Genomic DNA, 19,468 nt, shown 5'->3' on the forward strand with positions numbered 1-19,468 from the left:
GCTGCACTGCGACGCGCAGCGCCTAAAAGTCGAACAGGTCCCCCAGCCAGCCTTCCTTTTTCTTTGGCCGGCGGTGGTCGTCAAAGCGCCGGTCATCCGGGCGACGGTCATTCCGGCGCGGATCCAGGTTGTAGAGAGGCGGCGGAATGTGCCCCGGCGGGGTCGGCGCCGCGGCGGGCGCGGGTGCGACCGGGCCGGGGCCGCGGTAACTGTCCGCCGCCCGATCGATGATCTTGTCCAGTTCGCCGCGGTCCAGCCACACCCCGCGGCACTGCGGGCAGTAATCAATTTCCACGCCGCTACGTTCGGTCATTACCAGGTCTACGGAATCCAGGGGACATTTCATGTACCGCACAACGACCCGGGCATCGAATAAGTTCAGCCCGGACGGCCAAGGCAGCGGCGGGTGGCCGGCGGCTCCGCTAGTTGCCGGCGGAGATGCCGGCGAGCAACTGCTCGAACGGCAGTGACTCCAGCGGCGCCTGCTGCTGCCGCGGCTGCGCACCGTCGAGCAGGCGGGTGAACTCCCCCGCCGCCCGCTCGATCCTCGCCGAGAGCGGGGTGCCGCCGTCGCCGGTCGTTCCCCAGTCCTGGGGCCCGGCGAAGACGCCCGTGGCGGCGGTCCGGGTGCGCAGGTAGCTGAAGAGAGGGCGCATCGCGTAGTCCAGCACCATCTGATGCCGGTCGGTGCCGCCGGTGGCGCCCAGCAACACGGCCTTGCCGTCCAGCGACTTGGGGTCCAGCACGTCGATGAACGACTTGAACAATCCGCTGTAGGACGCGCTGAAGACCGGGCTGACGGCGATGATGCCGTCGGAAGCCTCCACCCCGGCGATCACCTCGGCCAGGCGCGGCGCAGCGTAGCCGGTCACGAAGTTATTGGCGATCTCAACGGCCAGATCCCGCAGTTCGACGACGTCGACCGTCACAGCGTAGCCCGCGTTGGTCAGCTGGCGTTCGGCCGAAGCCGCCAGCTGGTCCGCCAGTAGGCGGCTTGACGACGGGACGCCGAGTCCGGCGGAGAGAACGGTGATACGGCGGGTTTCCACGGTGTACTCCTAGTTCGGATCCAGATCTGCAATGCCACTACATGCATTTGCATCTACCTGTAGAAGCGGCGGCATCACCCGTTTATTCCCTGCCACCGTCCACGGCGCCGGGGTTAAACGCGGAAGGCCCCCGCGTCCGGTTCCCAAGGGAATCCGGAGGCGAGGGCCTCCTGTGCAGTTCAGTCAGTCGAAAAGACTACTTACCTGCAACGACGTCGAGCTCGATCACAGCGGACACGTCGTCGTGAAGACGGACGTTGGCCTGGTAGGAACCGGTCGACTTGATGTGAGCCGGCAGTTCAACCTTGCGCTTGTCGATGCGGCCAAGGCCTGCGGCCTCAACAGCGTCGGCCACGTCGCCCTGCTTGACGGTGCCGAACAGGCGTCCGGTCTCGCCAGCCTTGACAACGAGCTTGACCGGCTTGGCCTGCAGCGCAGCGGCCTGCTTCTGAGCGTCTTCCAGGGAAGCGTGCTCGCGGGCGGCACGGGCAGCCTTGATGGATTCAACCTGCTTCTCGCCACCCTTCGACCAGGTCAGGGCGAAGTTGCGGGGCAGCAGGTAGTTACGTGCGTAACCGTCCTTGACCTCGACAACGTCGCCAGCAGCACCGAGACCGGTTACTTCGTGGGTCAGAATGAGCTTTGCCATGTTAGTTAATCCCTTCCTTAGCCGCGGCCAGCGCCGGAGTAAGGCAGCAGAGCAACTTCGCGGGCGTTCTTGATTGCCTGGGCGATCTTGCGCTGTTCCTGCACCGTGACGCCAGTGACGCGACGGGCGCGGATCTTTCCGCGGTCGGAGATGAACTTGCGCAGCAATGCTACGTCCTTGTAGTCGATGACAGTGATGTCAGCGGCCTTCAAGGGGTTGGACTTTGGTTTGGGCTTACGGAGTTCAGCCTTAGCCATCGTGGAGCTCCTATTCGATGGAGCCCGTGGATATTGATCCACGGGATGGTGGTGATCCGCGGCGGTCGTCGCGTGGCTGCCGTGCGGCTGCCTCGCGGGTCCCGACGTCGGACCTTAGATGTTGTTTAGAAGGGAGGTTCGGAATCCGGGCCGTTGCCCCAGCCGCCGCCTGCATTGCTGAACCCGGGCGTGGCCCAGGGATCATCCTGCTGCGCGGGCTGGTTGCCGCCCCAGCTTCCGCCGGAGTTGCCGCCCTGGCTTCCACCAGAGTTGCCACCGAAACCGCCGCTGTTGCCGCCGCCGAAGCCACCCTGGCCACCCTGTCCGCCGGAGCGCTGGGTGCGGTTGACCTTGGCGTTGGCGTAGCGCAGGCTGGGGCCGATCTCGTCGACCTCAAGCTCGATAACGGTGCGCTTCTCGCCTTCCTTGGTTTCGTAGGAACGGCTCTTCAGGCGGCCGGAAACGATCACGCGCATGCCCTTGGTGAGGGACTCCGCGACATTTTCGGCTGCTTCGCGCCATACCGAGGCGCGGAGGAACAGGGTTTCCCCGTCCTTCCACTCATTGGACTGGCGGTCGAAGGTGCGGGGAGTAGACGCGATGGTGAAGTTAGCTACTGCCGAACCTGACGGTGTGAACCTCAGTTCGGGATCATTGGTGAGATTACCGATGACCGTAATAGTGGTTTCGCCTGCCATCTACTGCCTCCTTGTTCGTTCCTGCGGGGTTAAAGATTGAGGGATGGAGCTGATTACTCAGCAACAACCTTCTGCTCTTCGGGGCGGGTGATCTTGGTGCGCATGATGGTCTCGTTGAGACTCAGCTGGCGGTCAAGTTCCTTGGCGGTAGCCGGCTCAGCGGTGAAGTTCACCACGGCGTAGATACCTTCGGACTTCTTCTGGATTTCGTAAGCCAGGCGACGACGGCCCCAGATGTCAACCTTTTCGATGGTTCCACCATCGGTCGTGATGACGTTCAGGAACTTCTGAAGCGTTGGCTCAACGGTACGCTCTTCGACCTCGGGGTCGATGATTACCATCAATTCGTAAGGACGCATATGTGAACCCACCTCCTTTGGGCTAAGCGGTTACGGCATTTCCGTAACAGGAGGTTCATTTGCGGTGTTTGTGCCGGGCATCGCCCCCGGAACGGAGGCAGGGCGCAGCACAGACTTCAACAGCTTAGTGCATCCCGGCCGGTTTCAGCGATTTTCTCCACCGCCACCGTAGGTCACCGGCGGCGGCGGCGGAAGCGCCCCCCGCAGGCATGTGGATAACCTCCCGGGTGCGTGTGCCATGATCGGGGCATGAGTACTGGTTCGCCCTCCCGTTCCACGGCAACGACGATCCACCGCAGCCGGCTGCGCTTCGCCGTCATGGTGCTTGCCGGTCTGCTGGCCGCCGGCGCTTCAGGGCTCGCCGGGCGCTGGGTGGAGGCCCCGGCGGTGGGCTGGAGCAGCGCCGCGCTGACCTATGTGGTGTGGGTGTGGATCGTGATCGGGCCGCTGGACGCCGCCGACACCCGGGCGCACGCCACCTCGGAGGATCCGTCCCGCCGCGTCACGGACCTGATGATCCTGGCCGCCAACGTCGCCAGCCTCGCGGCGGTGGCCGCCGTCGTGCTCGATTCGCACAGCAGCAACGACGGCGGATCGCGGCTCGGCGGGGGCCTGCTGGCACTCGCGTCCGTCGCACTGGCCTGGATGCTGGTGCAGACGCTTTTTACCGTCCGGTACGCCGGGCTGTACTACAGCACCGCACCGCAGGCAGGGTCCGCGGTGGGCGGCATCGATTTCAACCAGGACGAACCGCCCCAGTACACCGACTTCGCCTACCTCGCCACGAGCCTGGGGATGACTTACCAGGTGTCGGACACGGCCCTGAAAAACCATGCGATCCGCGCCGAGGCCCTCAAGCACAGCCTGCTGTCCTACCTGTTTGGCACGGTTATCCTGGCCGCGACCATCAACCTCGTGATCGGCCTCGCCGGCTCCTAGGAGACGGCCCGGGGTACCGGGTGGGAGGCGGTGCGGAAGAACAGTTCGGTGACCAGCGCCAGCCGGTGCGGGTCCTCGACGCCGCAGAGCTCGCGGGCCGAGTGCATCGACAACAGCGGAACGCCGACGTCGACCGTCCGGATCCCTAGCCGGGTGGCGGTCAGGGGACCGATCGTCGACCCGCAGGGCATCACGTTGTTGGAGACGAACTCCTGGTAGGGGATCCCGGCGTCGGCGCAGAGCCCGGCCCAGAGTGCCGCGCCGGCGGCGTCGGTGGCGTAGCGCTGGTTGGCGTTGATCTTCAGCAGCGGGCCGCCGTTCAGGACGGGCCGGTTGGCCGGGTCGTGGCGCTCCGGGTAGTTGGGGTGCACGGCGTGCCCGGCGTCGGCGGACACGCAGAACGACGCCGCGAACGCCTGCCGCCGCTGGCTCGCCGTCGCCCCGAGCCCGTCGGAGATCCGGACCAGGATGTCCTCCAGGACCGGGCCGCAGGCCCCCGAGCGCGAGGCGGAGCCGATTTCCTCGTGGTCGAAGGCGGCCAGCACGGCGATCGGCCCGTCCGCCGGGACCGGTCCGGACGCGTGCGCGATGAGTGCGGCGAGACCGGCATGCGTGGCGGAGAGGTTGTCCAGCCGCCCTGAAGCGAAGAACTCGCCGCGGGCACCGAACACGGCCGGCGCCTGGGTATCCGCAATAACGACGTCGTAGCCGCCGATCTGCCCCGGATCCACGGTGGCACCGGGCACCCGGTCCGCGAGGAGGCCAAGGAGGTCCGCGCCGGCGGGGTCGCCGAGGCCGAAGACCGGGTTCATGTGCTGTTGCTTGTCCAGGGCCAGGCCGTCGTTCACGGCGCGGTCCAGGTGGATGGCCAGCTGGGGGAAGCGCAACAGCGGCCCGGTGGCGGTGAGGTGCTCGGTGCCGTCACGCATCACCAGCCGCCCGGCGAGCTGCAGTTCGCGGTCAAGCCAGGAGTTGAGCAGCGGCCCGCCGTAGACCTCGACGCCGGCCTGCAGCCAGCCGAACTTGCCGGTGGTGGCCTTGGGCTTGAGCTTGAACGACGGCGAATCGGTGTGCGCGCCGAGGATGTTGAAGCCGGTGGCGGGTCCGGCACCCGTCGGCGTCACCCAGGCGATGAGGGCGCCGTCGCGGACCACGTAGAACCTGCCGGCGGAACCCGCGGCGGCCGCGCCGTCCCAGGCCTGCAGCTCGTCGAGGCCGGTGAATCCCGCGTCGTCCAGCCGGCGGGCGGCCTCGTGGACGGCATGGAAGCTCGACGGCGACGCGCTGACGTACGCGCCGAGGTCCTGGATATGGTCTGCGGCTGTGGCGGAGGAAGGCATGGCTCCGAGTCTAGCGCCGGCGCTAGACCGTGACGTTGAGTCCGGCCGTGTACCCGCCGGTCACCGAACCGGCCATGGTGGCCAGCTGGTAGATCCCCCCGTCGTTGCCAAAGACGTTGTCCGACTTCAGCGTGGTCCGCGGGAAGTTTCGGGCACTCGATTCGTAGCCGGCCGAGGCGTAGACGTCCCTGCAGGCGGCGTCGGTCAGCGCGATTTGCGAGACGGTGAGGATCTGTCCGGCCGAGGTGGCGTTGCTCATGGACTCGAAGACTTCGAAATGGATGTGCGGCCAGCGTCCGCTGTAGGCGCCAGGGAAGATGGTGGTGAAGGTGACCTGCCCGTTGGCATCGGCCTCCTGGACGCCGCGGAGGTAGTTCTCGTTCTTCAGTCCGGCGTCGTACATCGAGTATTTTCCGTCCTTGTCGCAATGCCAGGCGTAGACGGCGGCGCCGGCCAGCGGTGCGCAGCCCTTGGCGTTGTCGAGCAGGGTAAGGGTGACGGTCAGGGTCACGCCGTCGGCCTTGGTGGACGAGGTGCCGAAGCTGGCGGTGATGTCCTTCCGGACCACCCCGGATGCCGCCAGGGCGTTCGGCCCGTTGGATCCGTCGCCGGGGAACGGTCCGGCCGTTTCCCTCGGGATCTCGACGCCGCATTCGGCGATGGCGCGGGTCAGGGTGGGTGAGGCGGAGGCCGTGCCGGCAGCCGCCGCCGTCGAACCCGGCGCCGTGGCGGCCGCCGCCGTTGAGGCCGCCGAGGGCGCCGCGCCCGTGGAGGAGGCGGCACCGGCCCGGGAGCCGCCAGGGGTGCAGGCGGCGAGGGCCGCCGCGGTGCCCGCGCCAAGGAATATGCCCAGCGAGCGGCGGCTCATCAGCGTTCCGAGGTCGAATTCCAGGCCGCGGTCGTGGTTGGGGTGCGGTTCGAGCGGGGGCGGGGTCGAGGTGTCCATGCCCCCATGCAGCCGCGCGGCGCTGTGCCAGGGCTAGGGCGCTGCTGTGGCCGCCCTGTGGCCCCGCCGATCACCGGACATGCCCTCCCGTGGCTGCCGCCGATGGGCATAAAGGCAATATGTCCATCCGCGGCCCCCGGCGCAGGGCATGTCCGGTGGCGCGGCATGTCCGGCGGACCTTAGGCCGGGCCGACGCCGGCGGTGGCTTCCTCGCTGGGGGCATCGGCGGCGGAGTTCGGCCCCGGCTGGGCGGGAGCGGAGGTGCTGTGCTTGCGGTAGCGCCAGAGCCCGATTCCGACCACGACGGCGGCCAGTGCCAGTGAGAGCAGTAGCGATTCGCGGGTGGAATCGAGTACCACCATGCCCACCAGCAGCGCGACGATGCTGACAATCGCGACCCAGGTCAGGTACGGGAATAGCCACATCTTCAGTTGCAGTTCCCGGGCTGCGGTGCCCATCCGGCGGCGCAGGATCAGCTGGGAAACGGAAATGACCAGCCAGACGAACAGGGCAATGGCGCCTGAGGTGTTGACCAGGAACAGGAAGACGGTGTCCGGGGCGATGTAGTTCAGGCCCACGGTGATGAATCCCACCACGGTTGATGCCAGCACGGCGGCGGCGGGGACGCCGCGCCTGGAGATCCGCATCCACGAGCGGGGTGCATCGCCGCGGCGGGAGAGCGAGAAGAGCATGCGGCTGGCGGTGTACAGGCCCGAGTTGAGGCAGGACAGCACGGAGGTCAGCACAACGATGTCCATGATGGTTCCGGCCCCGGGGATGCCGAACAGCTCGATCACGGCGACGTACGGGCTCTTCGCCACGGACGCGGAATTCCATGGCAGCAGGGTCACGACGATCGCGATGGAGCCGATGTAGAACACCAGGATGCGCCAGACGGTGGACTTGACGGCTTTCTTGACGGCGTCGACAGGGTTTTCCGATTCGCCGGCGGCGATGGTGGCGATCTCGGCGCCGAAGAAGGAGAACACGACCACCAGGATGCCGGCGAGGACGGCGCCGGGGCCGTTGGGCATAAAACCGCCCTTGCCGGTCAGGTTGTCCAGGCCGGGGGCCTGGACGCCGGGTACCAGGCCGAGGATCGCGGCGGCGCCGAAGAGCAGGAACAGCACGATCGCGGCGACCTTGATGGAGGCGAACCAGAACTCGAACTCGCCGTAGGATTTCACTGAGCCGAGGTTGGTCAGGGTCAGCAGCACCATGAGGACCAGCGCCCACACCCACTGGTCGATGCCGGGCACCCAGCGGTGCATGATGGCCGCTCCCGCCGTGGCCTCAATGCCGAGCACGATGATCCAGAACCAGGCATAGAGCCAGCCGATGCTGAAACCGGCCCAGCGGCCAAGGGCCTTGTCGGCGTAGGTCGAGAAGGAACCGGTTTCGGGATTGGCTGCCGCCATTTCGCCAAGCATGCGCATGACGAGGATGACGACGAGGCCGGCGGCAAGGTAGGCGACCAGGATGCCGGGGCCGGCCTGCTGGATCGCTGCGCCGGAGCCGACGAAGAGCCCGGCACCGATGACGCCGGCGATGGCGATCATGGACAGATGCCGTGGTTTCAGGGATTTGGAGAGTTGCTGGTCAGCCTGCATTAAGCGCCGTCCTTCGTGGGTGGTGTCGGTCCGTGACCCGCGCCAGGCGATGCCCGGGACGGATGTGCAGTGGACCACAGTGTCGTTTCACCCTAGACGGCAAAGGAAACGCGATGTTCTGTGCAATCCCACAGATTACGCCGCGTGTTTTGGGGCGGATCTCCAGTGGGAGGGCCTCCCAGGCAAGGCCTGATGCCTCACCGGCAATTCCGCAATGTGCCGGAAACCACTGTTTCGGGACCTTTGGGGTAGGGGCCGGGGGCGCGCCAGCCGGCCGGCGCGCCCCCGTGACTTCGGACTAGACGTCCCGCTTCTTGAGCAGGATCCCGGCCAGCAGCACCGGGACGACCACCCACGCGCCCAGGACCAGGGCGGCCTGCCAGGCCTCCAGGGTGTCGGGGAGGTGCTCGGCGGCAGTCATCGGGGCCAGCGTGTTGGACGGGATGAACTTGCGGAGTTCCTTGACGAAGTCGCCCTGGATGATCTGCAGCGCGATCGGCAGCACAAAGAAGATCCCGACGAGGCTCATGATGCCGCCGGCGGAGTTGCGCAGCAGGGCGCCCAGGGCCATGCCGATCGCGGCCACGGCGGCCACGTAGCCGCTGTTGATCAGCAGGGTGCGGTAGTAGTGGCCGCTGGAGACGTCCAGGGTGTGCCCGTACTGGTCGAAGATCGGGACCGCCACGAGCCCGGCGAGCCAGAGCGAGAGTGCCGTGACCAGGAAGGCCGCAACGATAACGATGAGGACCTTGGCAAGGTAAGCCGGGATCCTCTTCGGCACGGCCGTGAACGTGGACCGGGCCATTCCCGTGGTGAACTCCGAGCTGATGATCAGCACGGCCAGCGAACCGAGGATCAACTGCGCGAAGGAGATGCCCGCGCTGGGCGCGGAGGCGGCAATGTCGCCCTGGGCGGCTAGCGCCGCGGCACGCTGCGGGTTGGCGCCGGAGGACTGCAGCGCCTGGCCGATTCCCCAGGCAGCAAGGGCGCCGACCCCCACAATGACCACGATGGTAGCGCCGAGCAGGATCAGCGTGGACAGCAGGGTGCGGAACTTGATGAATTCGGAGTTGAGCACCCGCGGGAAACTCGGTCCGGGGCCGGTGCTGAGGCCGCTGCCGGCCCGGTCGGTTGCCTGGTTGTTTGAGGCGCCGGAGTGAGCCCCGCGGCGGGACGGGGTGGGTTCGAGTGTGGTCGAGCTCATGGCTTAGTGGTCTCCGGCCTGGGCGGGGGCGTTGGCGCCCGTGGTGATCAGCGAGTGGTATTCGACCTCATCCTTCGTCAGCTCCATGTAGGCCTCCTCGAGGCTGGCCTGGAGCGGGGTGAGTTCGTAGATCATGACGTGGTTGTCGAGGGCGGTGCGGGCGATGTGCTTCGGCTCCAGCCCCGTGACCTCCAGGAGTTCGTTGTCCTGCACCTGCACCGAGACACCGGTGCCGGCCAGCAGGCGCACCAGATGGTCCGGCTGGTCGGTGCGGACCCGGGTGCGGCCTTGCCCCTTGCCGTTGACGATCTCCTGGATCGGGGCGTCGGCGATGATCCGGCCGCGTCCGATCACGATCAGGTGGTCCGCCGTGACGGCCATTTCGCTCATCAGGTGGCTGGAGAGGAACACGGTGCGGCCCTCGGAGGCGAGGTACTTAACGAGGTTGCGGACCCAGACCACGCCTTCCGGGTCGAGGCCGTTGACGGGCTCGTCCAGGATGACGGTCTGGGGGTCGCCCAGCAGCGCCGCGGCGATACCAAGGCGCTGGCCCATGCCAAGGGAGAATCCGCCCACCTTCTTCCTGGCCACCTCGGCCAGCCCGGTCATTTCGATGACGTCGTGCACGCGCTTCTTCGGGATGCCGTGGGTGGCGGCCATGGCGAGCAGGTGGTTGTAGGCCGAGCGGCTGGTGTGGACCGCCTTGGCGTCCAGCAGGGCGCCGACGTCGCGCAACGGGGCGTGGTGCCGGTTGAAGGGCACACCATTGACGGTGACCGATCCCGACGTCGGCCGGTCCAGTCCCATGATCATGCGCATGGTGGTGGACTTGCCGGCGCCGTTGGGGCCCAGGAAGCCGGTGACCCGGCCGGCCTCGACGTTAAAATTGACTCCGGCGACGGCAGTCTTCTCGCCGTACACCTTCGTCAGGCCTCGTGCTTCGATCATGGAAGCGTTCCTTTGCGTAGCGTGTGGTTGTGTACGCCCCACGCTACCGAGGCAATGTCGCAAATTCGCCGTTCTCAGGGTTGTTTCAGGGGCGAATCAGGGTGGTTCCCAAGCAATGGCCGGCCGTCAGTCGTTCTGCTGCGGCGTGTAATAGACCATGCCGCCGTGCTTGACCGAGAACTCCACGGCCCGGACAGCGGGCATGACTTCGCCGTCCACCGCCAGCACCATGGTCGAGTCGCCCGGTTCCACCCGGATCCGGCTGGCTTCGCGCAGGTGGGTGATCCGCGAAGTGGCCACGGTGCCGGTCAGCACGGCCCACAGCAGGCGCAGGCGCGCAAACGACTCGTCCGCGGTGATCATGCGCAGATCCAGCACGCCGTCGTCGAGCACCGGTCGGACCAGCGGCGCATGGTCGCGGGGATAATAGCGGCCGCGGCCGACGTAGAGGATCCAGAGCTTGTGCCGCACGCCGTCCACCACCAGCGTGCTCGGGGTGCCCGCGGCGAAGGTCCGCAACATGGCGACGACCCCGGCCAGCGGCTTGCCCAGGGCCGGCTGGAGCTGTTCCCGGCGCCGCACGAGGTTGGGGTACAGGCCGATGCTGGCCGTGTTCAGCATGGTGATCTCAAGCTTCTCCGGGCTGTCCGGCAAACCCCGCTCCACCGCGACGTGGCCGATATCGGCCCGCGCAGCCTCCCCGTTGCTTGCGGCGTCGACGGCGATCTGCAGGGTGGGGGTGCCGGCGTCGCGGGCAAAGTGGTTCAGCGTGCCGCCGGGCAGCACCAGGAGCGGCACCGAGTGCTCGACGGCAGACGCGGCGGCGGTGCCCACCGTCCCGTCACCGCCCCAGACGCCGAGCGCGACGACGCCGGGCCGGGTCGCCACGGCCTCGATTGCCGCGGCGACATCCTCGTCCGGCCCGATCTCCTTTATATACGCCTTAGGGAATACTTCTTGCAGGGCGTCGGCCGTTTCCTCGGCGTAGGAGCCGCCCAGCGTGTTGACCGCGATTCCGAGCCCCTCCCCGTCGGGGAGCGCCGGCGCCGGAACGGGGGTGCGCTGGACCGCGGGGAACGGGGGCCGGACCGGCCACCAGGTACGCGTCACGAGCGCCGCCCCCGCCCCGATCGCGGTGCCGAAGAAGACATCGGAGGGCCAGTGAGCCCCGGTGTGGACCCGGGAGTAGGCAACGCCGGCGGCGACGGGCGCCACCGCGGCGCCCAGTGCCGGCCGGACCAGCCCCACGCCGAGGGCGAAGGCAGCGGCGGAGGCAGAATGCCCCGACGGCATGGAGGAACTGGTGGGCTGCGGGTGGACGAAGCGGAAGACCGGGAGATGCTCGGGCAGCGGTCGGGCCCGCGGCAGCAGCGTCTTGAAGACCAGGTTCGTCACCGCGGAGGCCACGCCCTGCGCCAGCACTCCGTGCAGTGCCGCCCGCCGGGTCCTGCCGGGAAAGAGCGCCATCACCGCGGCTATTCCGAACCAGAGCTTGCCGTTGTTCGCGGCCGCCGAGAGCCGCCGGAAGAAGTCGTCGTGGCCTCCGCCGGGTAACCGGGAGACGGCCCGGACCAGTTTCCGGTCGAGCTTCTCGAGCCGGCCAGGCGCTTTTCTCAGCATGCTTCGCATTTCCCCAGCCTACTGCCGAGCCCCGCTAGGATGAGGCGATGACCCGAGTGTTGGATCCCCGGCATGTGTCCCCGGGCCGCCTCCTCGCGGCCTGCACCGCAATGCTGGCCGTCGCGGCGGTGCTGGGCGGCCTGCTGCTCGCCGACGTGGCCAGCCCGCCGTTTCTGGGCCTCGACCACGCCTGGGCCGGGTTTGTCACCGGGCTGCGCAGCCCCTTCTGGGACGGAACCAACGCCTTCCTGAACATCGCCGGCTACCGCGGCGTGCTGTTGCTCCACGGGCTGCTGGTTGTGGCGCTCCTGGTCCGACGGCGGCCGCGGGCTGCCGTCTTCAGCGCGGCGGCGGGGGTGGCCGTACTCATTCTGACCCAACTCCTCAAGGCCGCCCTGCTGCGCGAACGCCCGCACAACACGGTGGTCCTGACCGATACGGGGTCCTTCCCGTCCGGGCACGTCGCCTCGACCACGGCCTTCGTCCTGGTGCTGGCGCTCCTGATGGCGAAGGCCTGGGTCTGGCTGGTCGCCGGGGCCGGCACCGTGGCCATGATGATCAGCAGGACGTACCTGTCGGCGCATTGGCTGACGGACACCGTCGGTGCGCTGTGCCTCGCCGCGCCGGTGGTGCTGCTGCTCTGGCTCGGCTGGCAACAGAGCTGCATCAGGGAGAACGCCGACGCCAGGCGGCTGCTCAGCTGGCGCGCAAGGGCTTCGCGGCGCCGGCGAGCAGCAGCGCCCCCAGAATCGGCACCCCGATAGCGAGCAGCGCCAGCCGGATCCCGGTGAGGTCGCCGAGGTAGCCCAGCAGCGGCGGCCCCGCAAGGAACGCGATGTACCCGATGGTGGAAACCACCGAGACGCGCGCCGCGGCGTACCTCGGGTCATCGGCCGCGGCGGACATGCCCATCGGGAACGCGAGGGCGGCGCCAACGCCCCACAACGCGGCGCCGGCGGTGGCGAGCCAGATATTCCCGGCAAAAACGAAGAAGCCCAGTCCGGCCGCTGCGGCGGCCATGCTGGCCCGCAGCACCGCCACCCTTCCGTACACGTCGATCGCGCGGCCGCCGAAAAAGCGCATGGCGGTCATCGCCAGCACAAAAGCCGCGAAGAGCAGGGCCCCGGTGGACTGTTGGGCGCCCAGGCCGTCCACGGCGGCCTTGGCGATCCAGTCGTTGCCGGCACCCTCGGTCAACGTGGCGCCCAGGACGACGACGCCGATCAGCAGGGTGCGGCCGTCCCGCCAGGCCGAAGCGGCCCGTGGCTTCCCGGCTTCCCCGGCGGCCGGGCGCGGCTCCGGGGCATGCGGCAGGAAGTACCGCGGGGCCAGCGTGGTCAGGACCGCGACGACGGCGGCAATCGCCAGCAGGTGCGCCGGGAGCCCGACGCCGAGGCCGGACAGTCCCGCGCCAACCAGCGCCCCCACGAAGGCGCCGCCGCTGAAGGCAGCGTGGAACTGCGGCATGATGGTGCGCCCCAGGCGGTGTTCGACGTCGGCCCCTTCAATGTTCTGGGAGACGTCCCAGAGGCCGATGCCGATGCCGAGGAAGAAGAGCGAGACGGCCGTTCCGGGAACGGCTGCGGCGGCGAGGGACAGTGCCACGCCGGCACCTGCGACGGCGGCCAGCAGGCCGGCGGCGCGCACGGTGTTGGCGGTTCCGAGCCGCCCCACCACGAACCCGGCGGTGGGCAGCGCGATCAGCGAGCCCACGGCGACGCACAGCAGCAGGGTTCCCATCTGTCCCGAGGTGATGTGCAGGATCTCGGTCACCGCGGGGATCCGGGCGGCCCAGCTGGCGAAGACGAGTCCGTTGATGCCAAAAACGAGGAAGGTCGCGCCGGCGGCGGCTTTCAGTTCCGGTGCGCTGGCGGTTCTGGTCATGGGTTCACTGCTCCCCCGGGTTGTGGGCACTCAGCGGGCACGCTCGACGCGTTTTTCGTCCCAGACCGGTTCGGCCGATTCGTAGACCCTGCCGTCCGAGCCGAAGACCAGGAAGCGGTCGAAGGTCCGGGCGAACCAGCGGTCGTGGGTGACGGCCAGGACCGTTCCCTCGAAGTGGTCGATGGCCCGTTCCAGGGCCTCGGCCGAGTGCAGGTCCAGGTTGTCCGTGGGCTCGTCGAGCAGCAGCAGGGTGGCCCCGGAGAGCTGCAGCAGCAGGATCTGGAACCTCGCCTGCTGCCCGCCGGAGAGGGACTCGTACTTCTGCTCCGACTGCCCCGCCAGGCCGTAGCCGTCCAGCGCGCCGGCGGCCGCCTCGCGGGCCAGCCCGGAGCGGTGTTCGTCGCCGCGGTGCAGGATCTCCAGCAGCGTCTTGCCCAGCAGGTCGGGCCGGACGTGGGTCTGCGCGAAGAATCCGGGCCGGATCCGGGCCCCGAGTTTTACCGTCCCCTCGTGCGGGACTTCGGCGATTTCGACGTCGGAGACCGGCAGGTGCTCGCGTTCCGGATCGGTGCCGCCGGTGGCCAGCAGCCGCAGGAAGTGGCTTTTTCCCGAACCGTTGGAGCCAAGCACGCCGACCCGGTCGCCGAACCACACCTCGGTGGAGAACGGCTTCATCAGTCCGGTGAGCTCCAGCCTCTCCGCCACGATGGCGCGCTTGGCGGTGCGGCCGCCCTTGAGCCGCATCTTCACGTTCTGCTCGATCGGCAGTGCCTCGGGCGGGCCGGCTTCGAGGAATTTCGCCAGCCGGGTCTGCGCCGCGTGGTAGCGGTTGGCCATGTCGGAGCGGAACGCGGCCTTGTTCTTGTACATATTGACGAGTTCCTTGAGCTTCACGTGCTCCTCGTCCCAGCGCTTGCGGAGCTCCTCGAAGCGGGCGTTGCGGTCCGCGCGGGCGTCCACGTAGGAGCCGAAGCCGCCGCCGTGGACCCAGGCGCCGGCACCGTTGATGCCTGGTTCCAGGGTCACGATGCGGCCCGCGGCGTTGTTCAGCAGTTCGCGGTCGTGGCTGATGAAAAACACGGTCTTTTTCGACTCGTTGAGCTTCGCCTCGAGCCAACGCTTGCCCGGGACGTCAAGGTAGTTGTCCGGCTCGTCCAGGAGCAGCAGCTCGTCCGGTCCGGCGAACAGCGCCTCGAGCACCAGCCGCTTCTGCTCGCCGCCGGAGAGGCTCGACGCCGGGCGGTGCTGTGCGCGGTCGAAGGGCAGGCCGAGGGCGGCCATGCAGACCTCGTCCCAGACGGTTTCGACGTCGTAGCCGCCGGCGTCGCCCCAGTCCACGATGGCCTGCGCGTAGGCCATCTGGGTGGGCTCGTCGTCGTGCTCCATCATCGCCAGTTCCGCCTTATCGACGGCGTGCGCGGCGGCCGCCAGCGCGGGCGGCGCGGCGGAGACCAGCAGGTCGCGGACGCTCGATTCGTCCCGCACCTGGCCGACGAACTGGCGCATGATGCCCATGTTCCCGGACCGGCCGATCACGCCTTCGTCCGGGACGAGGTCCCCGGAGATGATCCGGAACAACGTCGTCTTGCCGGTTCCGTTGGGCCCGATCAGCGCCGTCTTCGTGCCGTCCGGGACCTTGAACGTCACCCCGTTGAGCAGCTGGGTGCCGTCGGAGAGGAAGTAGTCGATGCCGGATACGTCAATATGAGCCACACTGCAATCCTCCCACGGCCGGTGCGGCCGAAGGCGGCGGAACGCCTGCCTCAGCCCGCGGCGGTGAGGAACTCCTTGAGCAGCGGCCCGGACGTGGTGGCGCCGAGGCCGCCGTCCTCGACGAACACGGCCACTGCGAGGTCCCCGTGGACGGCCACGATCCACGCATGGGTCTTGGGCGGGTTCTCCTTGCCGAATTCCGCGGTGCCGGTCTTGGCGCCCACGGGTGCGCCGGGCACGGAGGCCAGGAAGCCCGCGTGGCCGGAGGTCACCACGGCGCGCATCATGTCCGCCAGGGAGGCGGCTTCGGCGGCCGTCACCGGGGTGCCGGCGGACTTTGCGGGGGCGGGGGCCGACGTCGAGGGCCCGGCGGTGGCCCCGGCCGACGGCGCGGGGCTTCCGGCCGCGGCGGCGTTCGGGTTCAGGACCAGCACGGGGGCGACGGGGGCCCCCTTGGCCACCGAGCCGGCCATGATGGCCGCGGCGAGCGGGGACATCAGCACCTTGCCCTGGCCGATCATCGAGGCAGCGTGCTCGGTGCCGGTGGCCTCGCCCGGGACCGAGCCCAGGAAGGCCGCGGCGCCCAGCGTGGGCGCCTCCACGGCGACGCCCAGGGACGTGGCCGCCGATTCCAGCTGGGCCTGGCTGACCTTTTCCCGCGCGTTGATGAAGGCGGTGTTGCAGGAGTGCGCGAAGGCGTCCCGCAGGGTGACCGAGCCCAGCGAGGATGCTGGGTAGCCCTCGGCATTCTTGAACGTCCGGCCGTCCACCGTGAGGGTGGCCGGGCAGTCCACCGTGGCGTCCGGGGTCATGCCGTTGCGGAACATAGCCAGCGAATCCACGATCTTGAAGATGGACCCTGGCGCGTACTGGCCGAGCATGGCCGTGTCATAGCCGTTGCTGCCCGGCCCCGAAGCGGCGGCCAGCACCGCTCCGCTGGAGGGCCGCAGCGCCACGATGGCCGACGCCGGGCCCACCTTGGCCAGGGTGTCCTCGGCCAGCTGCTGCAGCTTCGGGTCAAGGGTCGTCTTCAGCGGGGTTCCGGGTTTCATCGGTTCCTGGAAGAGGACACGGCGGCCGCCGTTGAGCTGGGCCTGGCGCTGCTCAGCGGTGAGCCCCGCGGTCTGGGCAAAGACCTGGACGCCGTCCGTGCCGCGCAACTGGGCATCGTATTGCTGCTGCAGGCCGCCGGTGCCCGTGCTGTCCCCGGCTTTGAGCGCACCGCCGGATTTCTCGATCTGTTCGGCGCTGGCCTCGGCCACGCTGCCCAGCAGCGCGCGGGCAAAGGTGCGGGAGGGCGCGAGGGGGAGTGAATCGGCGATGGCGCGGGCGCCCGGCACTGCGGCGATCTGCTCGTCGGTGATGGTCCGGCCATCCTGGCGGAGGGTGATGGCGGTGACAAACGCCTCGGCGCCGGCTGCCTGGACCTGCTGGGTGTAGGCGGCGGGATCGGCGCCCACCAGCTGGGCGAGCTTGGCCGCGGAGGCGGCGGGGTCCGCCGAACCCAGCCGGGGCTTGTCGATGCCGACGTGGACCACGGGCCGGTAGGTGACCAGCTTTGCGTCGGCGGCACCCAGGATCTCGGCCCGTTGCGGCGCCTCGGTCGAGGTGCCAAGGATCTCAGTGTCGGCCAGTCCGGGCACCAGCAGCCCCGGGCTCCACACGGTGAGCCATTTGTCGCCCGACTTCTTCAGCTGGGCGGAGACGGAGTACTTCCATTCGGCGGCGCCGATCTTCCAGCTGTACTCCAGGGGCACGGTCGCGGTGGCGGCGTCCAGCTTGAGTTCGCCGCTCTGGACCGCAGGCTTGACCGGGTCCAGCCCCTTGAAGACCTCGTGGAGCTTCTCGTTCGCCGCCACGGAGTCCTTGCCTTCAAAGGGCACGGCGCCGACGTCGAGCGCGGCCACCGCGGACGCGAGCTGCTTCGCGGCCTCCTGCGCGCCGGCCCGGCCGTCGTCGCAGGCCACCAGCGAGGCGCCGAGAAGGAGGCCCACCAGGCCCAGTGAAAGCTTTTGAATTTTCCCCATTCGCGCCATTATGCCCTGTGCCAGGGACATTGCCGTGTCACCGGGTCGGCCCTAGCCCCGGCGGATGATCCGCCGCTGCGTCGCCACGGCGATGGCGGCCGTGCGGTTGTCCACGCCGAGTTTCCCGTAGATATGTACCAGGTGCGTCTTCACCGTCGCCTCCGAAATGAACAGCTGCCGGGCGATGGCCCGGTTCCCCAGGCCGGTGGCAAGCAGCTCGAGCAGCTGGATTTCCCGGGCGGAAAGGGCCGGCTCGGGGTTCCGGATCCGGCCCAGCAGCCGTGCGGCGACCTCCGGGGCCAACGCGGTCTGGCCCGCGGCGGCAGCCAGCACCGCCTGGCGGATCTGCTCCGGCGGCGCATCCTTGAGCATGTAGCCGCTCGCGCCGGCCTCCACCGCGGCGAGGATGTCCGCGTCGGAGTCGAAGGTCGTGAGTATCAGTACGGGCGGTGCCGGCGTCCCGGCCTCGCCAGCCTTAATCCTGCCCGTTGCCGTGACCCCGTCCATGCCCGCGCCCATCTGCAGGTCCATGAGCACGACGTCGACCGGCTCGCCCAGGGTGTTCAGCCGCGCCAGCGCGGCGAGGGCGGCGGCGCCGTCGGCGGCCTCCGCGGCGACGGCGATGCCCTCGAAGCCGGCCAGCATGGCCCGCAGGCCGGCCCGGACCACGGGATGATCGTCGACCAGCAGGACCCGGATCTGGTTCACCGTCCCGCCTTCCCGGGCGCACCGGCCGGCGTGCCCGGTGGTGTCCGCCCCTCGAGCGGCAGCCGGATGGCGACGACGGTCCCTTCGCCGGGGGCGGACTCAAGGTCCAGGGTCCCGGCCAGCGCCGCCACCCGGTCCCGCAGCGACGCCAGGCCGAAGCCGGATCCGTCGGCGCGGTTCGGCACCGCGGCGGGGTCGAAGCCGGCGCCGTCGTCGAAGATGTCCATGGCCACCTCGGAGCCCAGGAAGGACAGGGTCACGACGGCGGTTCCGGCGTTCGCGTGGGTCCACACGTTGGCGAGGCTGGACTGGGCAGCCCTCAGCAGGGTGGTCCGGTACGGGTTGGGGAGGTCCGCGGGGGTGCCCTCCACCTCAAGCCGGCAGCTCAGGGCCGCGCCGCGGGCGGCCGCCTCCGTTTCGGTCTGCGCGCACAGCCGGCGCAGGCTGTCCACCAGTGAACTTTGCTCGAGGTCGGGGGACTGCAGGCCGCGGACGAAGTTGCGCGCCTCGGCCAGGTTGGCGGCGGCGGTGTCCTGGACGGTCCGGAGCCGGTTTCGGGCCAGTCCCGTGTCCCCGGCGTCCAGCGCCTGTTCGGCCGAGCGTCCCATCAGCACGATGCTGGAGAAGCCCTGGGCCAGGGTGTCGTGGATTTCGCAGGCCAGCCGGGTCCGCTCCGCCAGCGTCCCGGCGTCGTGCTGGCTGCGGGCCAGTTCGGCGCGGGTGGCGCGGAGTTCCTCGGCTGCCAGCCGCTGATTCTCCGCCTCCAGGTAGAGCGCCCGGTAGGCCAGCCCGGTGACCACGGCGAAGGCCGCGCCAAAGGCCGGCCCGAGCACGATTGGCAGCTGCAGCTGGCTCCCGGCCGGCCCGCCGTTGTGGAACCACAGGGCCGCGACGACCATCATGGTGCTGGCCGCGATGGCGGCCAGCGCCGGACCCCGCGGAAGCACGTGCAGCTGCAGGAAGAACAGCGGGAAGGCCAGCCAGACGAAGTCCGCGCTGCCCCAGACCAACAGCAGCCAAAGCAGGCACACCGCGGCCAGCCACCAGGCGGACAGCGGTCGTGGGTCGAACCGGCCGGGCCGGACGGAGTGGCGTTTCTCCAGTACCGTGCCCGCAAGGTAGACGCCGGCAAGGCAGAGCACCAGACCGACCTGGAGCCACGCCGCTCCGTGGACCCCGGCGGCCAGCAGCCGCACCAGCGCCACCAGCAGCAGCACGGCGAAACCCACGTGCAGGCTGACCCGCAGGACGCGGAGGATCACGGCTGCTCCGGTGAAGTCGTGCTCCGCAGCGCCGCTTTGGTCCTCCATGCTTTCAGCCTAGCCCGGAGCCGGCCGCAGGCCGGACAACAAAGCCGGACAACAAAGCCGGACAACAAAGCCGGACAACAGGCGGCGGGCGGCCACAATCAACCTTTTGGTTGACCGGCGGATCAACCAGGTGTCCGCCCCGGACCATCCGGACGCCCGATGTCAGGCCGCTCCCGCGGCGCCAGAGTGGAAGGACGCCATTAACCA

General features: G+C 69.0%; 19 protein-coding genes. 2 read left to right on the forward strand and 17 right to left on the reverse strand.

The window, feature by feature from the left end; translation table 11 throughout:
- Positions 1–22 precede the first annotated feature (22 nt).
- The 6 genes from FFF93_RS16670 to rpsF all read right to left on the reverse strand — a co-directional run bounded on the left by FFF93_RS16670 (position 23) and on the right by rpsF (position 3,012).
- On the reverse strand, positions 23–346 hold the full coding sequence (locus tag FFF93_RS16670) for a zf-TFIIB domain-containing protein (protein WP_138767937.1): 324 nt from the start codon (positions 344–346) through the stop codon (positions 23–25).
- 76 nt (positions 347–422) lie between these two features.
- Positions 423–1,049, reverse strand: coding sequence for an FMN reductase (locus tag FFF93_RS16675; RefSeq protein WP_138767936.1), 627 nt, complete (start codon positions 1,047–1,049; stop codon positions 423–425).
- Positions 1,050–1,245: 196 nt separating this feature from the next.
- Positions 1,246–1,698, reverse strand: coding sequence for a 50S ribosomal protein L9 (gene rplI, locus FFF93_RS16680; RefSeq protein ID WP_056736830.1), 453 nt, complete (start codon positions 1,696–1,698; stop codon positions 1,246–1,248).
- Between the two features lie 17 nt (positions 1,699–1,715).
- On the reverse strand, positions 1,716–1,955 hold the full coding sequence (gene rpsR, locus FFF93_RS16685; RefSeq protein ID WP_003800144.1) for a 30S ribosomal protein S18: 240 nt from the start codon (positions 1,953–1,955) through the stop codon (positions 1,716–1,718).
- Positions 1,956–2,080: 125 nt separating this feature from the next.
- Positions 2,081–2,653, reverse strand: a complete 573-nt coding sequence (locus tag FFF93_RS16690) for a single-stranded DNA-binding protein (protein ID WP_138767935.1) — start codon at positions 2,651–2,653, stop codon at positions 2,081–2,083.
- A gap of 53 nt (positions 2,654–2,706) precedes the next feature.
- Entirely contained in the window at positions 2,707–3,012 is a 306-nt protein-coding gene (gene rpsF, locus FFF93_RS16695; RefSeq protein ID WP_056428835.1) for a 30S ribosomal protein S6, read from the reverse strand.
- 249 nt (positions 3,013–3,261) lie between these two features.
- On the opposite strand from rpsF, the gene FFF93_RS16700 reads away from it, so the two are divergent.
- Positions 3,262–3,951 (forward strand): DUF1345 domain-containing protein, encoded by a 690-nt coding sequence (locus FFF93_RS16700; RefSeq protein WP_261375209.1) that lies wholly within the window; start codon positions 3,262–3,264, stop codon positions 3,949–3,951.
- Here FFF93_RS16700 and FFF93_RS16705 read toward each other — a convergent pair.
- From FFF93_RS16705 to FFF93_RS16730, 6 genes are all read right to left on the reverse strand, one after another.
- Entirely contained in the window at positions 3,948–5,291 is a 1,344-nt protein-coding gene (locus FFF93_RS16705; RefSeq protein ID WP_138767934.1) for a M18 family aminopeptidase, read from the reverse strand. The genes FFF93_RS16700 and FFF93_RS16705 overlap by 4 nt on opposite strands.
- A 22-nt stretch (positions 5,292–5,313) precedes the next feature.
- Positions 5,314–6,237, reverse strand: coding sequence for a 3,4-dioxygenase subunit beta (locus FFF93_RS16710; RefSeq protein ID WP_138767933.1), 924 nt, complete (start codon positions 6,235–6,237; stop codon positions 5,314–5,316).
- 179 nt (positions 6,238–6,416) lie between these two features.
- Entirely contained in the window at positions 6,417–7,847 is a 1,431-nt protein-coding gene (locus tag FFF93_RS16715; RefSeq protein ID WP_261375210.1) for an amino acid permease, read from the reverse strand.
- Between the two features lie 298 nt (positions 7,848–8,145).
- Positions 8,146–9,051 (reverse strand): ABC transporter permease, encoded by a 906-nt coding sequence (locus FFF93_RS16720; RefSeq protein ID WP_138767932.1) that lies wholly within the window; start codon positions 9,049–9,051, stop codon positions 8,146–8,148.
- 3 nt (positions 9,052–9,054) lie between these two features.
- Positions 9,055–9,999, reverse strand: a complete 945-nt coding sequence (locus FFF93_RS16725) for an ABC transporter ATP-binding protein (RefSeq protein WP_138767931.1) — start codon at positions 9,997–9,999, stop codon at positions 9,055–9,057.
- A 126-nt stretch (positions 10,000–10,125) separates the two neighbouring features.
- Positions 10,126–11,628: a bifunctional phosphatase PAP2/diacylglycerol kinase family protein gene (locus FFF93_RS16730; protein ID WP_138767930.1), complete on the reverse strand. Its 1,503-nt coding sequence runs from the start codon at positions 11,626–11,628 to the stop codon at positions 10,126–10,128.
- Between the two features lie 38 nt (positions 11,629–11,666).
- Between FFF93_RS16730 and FFF93_RS16735 the strand changes: the two genes are divergently transcribed.
- Positions 11,667–12,383 (forward strand): phosphatase PAP2 family protein, encoded by a 717-nt coding sequence (locus FFF93_RS16735; protein WP_138767929.1) that lies wholly within the window; start codon positions 11,667–11,669, stop codon positions 12,381–12,383.
- Here the strand turns inward: FFF93_RS16735 and FFF93_RS16740 are convergent.
- Genes FFF93_RS16740 through FFF93_RS16760 form a run of 5 tightly spaced genes read right to left on the reverse strand, consistent with a single transcriptional unit; the run spans position 12,316 to position 19,261 of the window.
- Positions 12,316–13,503: an MFS transporter gene (locus tag FFF93_RS16740; protein WP_138767928.1), complete on the reverse strand. Its 1,188-nt coding sequence runs from the start codon at positions 13,501–13,503 to the stop codon at positions 12,316–12,318. The two genes, FFF93_RS16735 and FFF93_RS16740, sit on opposite strands and share 68 nt — an antisense overlap.
- A 30-nt stretch (positions 13,504–13,533) precedes the next feature.
- Positions 13,534–15,216 carry an ABC-F family ATP-binding cassette domain-containing protein gene (locus tag FFF93_RS16745; protein WP_138767927.1) on the reverse strand — a complete coding sequence of 561 codons (1,683 nt, stop codon included), beginning with the start codon at positions 15,214–15,216 and terminating at the stop codon, positions 13,534–13,536.
- A gap of 50 nt (positions 15,217–15,266) precedes the next feature.
- Positions 15,267–17,243 carry a penicillin-binding transpeptidase domain-containing protein gene (locus FFF93_RS16750; protein WP_138767926.1) on the reverse strand — a complete coding sequence of 659 codons (1,977 nt, stop codon included), beginning with the start codon at positions 17,241–17,243 and terminating at the stop codon, positions 15,267–15,269.
- A gap of 51 nt (positions 17,244–17,294) precedes the next feature.
- Positions 17,295–17,951: a response regulator transcription factor gene (locus tag FFF93_RS16755; RefSeq protein ID WP_138767925.1), complete on the reverse strand. Its 657-nt coding sequence runs from the start codon at positions 17,949–17,951 to the stop codon at positions 17,295–17,297.
- Positions 17,948–19,261: a sensor histidine kinase gene (locus FFF93_RS16760; protein WP_138767924.1), complete on the reverse strand. Its 1,314-nt coding sequence runs from the start codon at positions 19,259–19,261 to the stop codon at positions 17,948–17,950. The genes FFF93_RS16755 and FFF93_RS16760 overlap by 4 nt, the downstream gene beginning before the upstream one ends.
- Between the last annotated feature and the right edge of the window lie 207 nt (positions 19,262–19,468).

It is taken from the genome of Arthrobacter sp. KBS0702, assembly GCF_005937985.2.
GTDB lineage: Bacteria > Actinomycetota > Actinomycetes > Actinomycetales > Micrococcaceae > Arthrobacter.

Bases quoted from the DNA above. Each gene is read 5' to 3' on its own strand.
- rplI (WP_056736830.1), bottom strand. From the start codon at position 1,698: ATGGCAAAGCTCATTCTGACCCACGAAGTAACCGGTCTCGGTGCTGCT.
- FFF93_RS16710 (WP_138767933.1), bottom strand. From the start codon at position 6,237: ATGGACACCTCGACCCCGCCCCCGCTCGAACCGCACCCCAACCACGAC.
- rpsR (WP_003800144.1), bottom strand. From the start codon at position 1,955: ATGGCTAAGGCTGAACTCCGTAAGCCCAAACCAAAGTCCAACCCCTTG.
- rpsF (WP_056428835.1), bottom strand. From the start codon at position 3,012: ATGCGTCCTTACGAATTGATGGTAATCATCGACCCCGAGGTCGAAGAG.
- FFF93_RS16730 (WP_138767930.1), bottom strand. From the start codon at position 11,628: ATGCGAAGCATGCTGAGAAAAGCGCCTGGCCGGCTCGAGAAGCTCGAC.
- FFF93_RS16670 (WP_138767937.1), bottom strand. From the start codon at position 346: ATGAAATGTCCCCTGGATTCCGTAGACCTGGTAATGACCGAACGTAGC.
- FFF93_RS16750 (WP_138767926.1), bottom strand. From the start codon at position 17,243: ATGGGGAAAATTCAAAAGCTTTCACTGGGCCTGGTGGGCCTCCTTCTC.
- FFF93_RS16760 (WP_138767924.1), bottom strand. From the start codon at position 19,261: ATGGAGGACCAAAGCGGCGCTGCGGAGCACGACTTCACCGGAGCAGCC.
- FFF93_RS16690 (WP_138767935.1), bottom strand. From the start codon at position 2,653: ATGGCAGGCGAAACCACTATTACGGTCATCGGTAATCTCACCAATGAT.
- FFF93_RS16740 (WP_138767928.1), bottom strand. From the start codon at position 13,503: ATGACCAGAACCGCCAGCGCACCGGAACTGAAAGCCGCCGCCGGCGCG.
- FFF93_RS16715 (WP_261375210.1), bottom strand. From the start codon at position 7,847: ATGCAGGCTGACCAGCAACTCTCCAAATCCCTGAAACCACGGCATCTG.
- FFF93_RS16720 (WP_138767932.1), bottom strand. From the start codon at position 9,051: ATGAGCTCGACCACACTCGAACCCACCCCGTCCCGCCGCGGGGCTCAC.
- FFF93_RS16700 (WP_261375209.1), top strand. From the start codon at position 3,262: ATGAGTACTGGTTCGCCCTCCCGTTCCACGGCAACGACGATCCACCGC.
- FFF93_RS16735 (WP_138767929.1), top strand. From the start codon at position 11,667: ATGACCCGAGTGTTGGATCCCCGGCATGTGTCCCCGGGCCGCCTCCTC.
- FFF93_RS16725 (WP_138767931.1), bottom strand. From the start codon at position 9,999: ATGATCGAAGCACGAGGCCTGACGAAGGTGTACGGCGAGAAGACTGCC.
- FFF93_RS16705 (WP_138767934.1), bottom strand. From the start codon at position 5,291: ATGCCTTCCTCCGCCACAGCCGCAGACCATATCCAGGACCTCGGCGCG.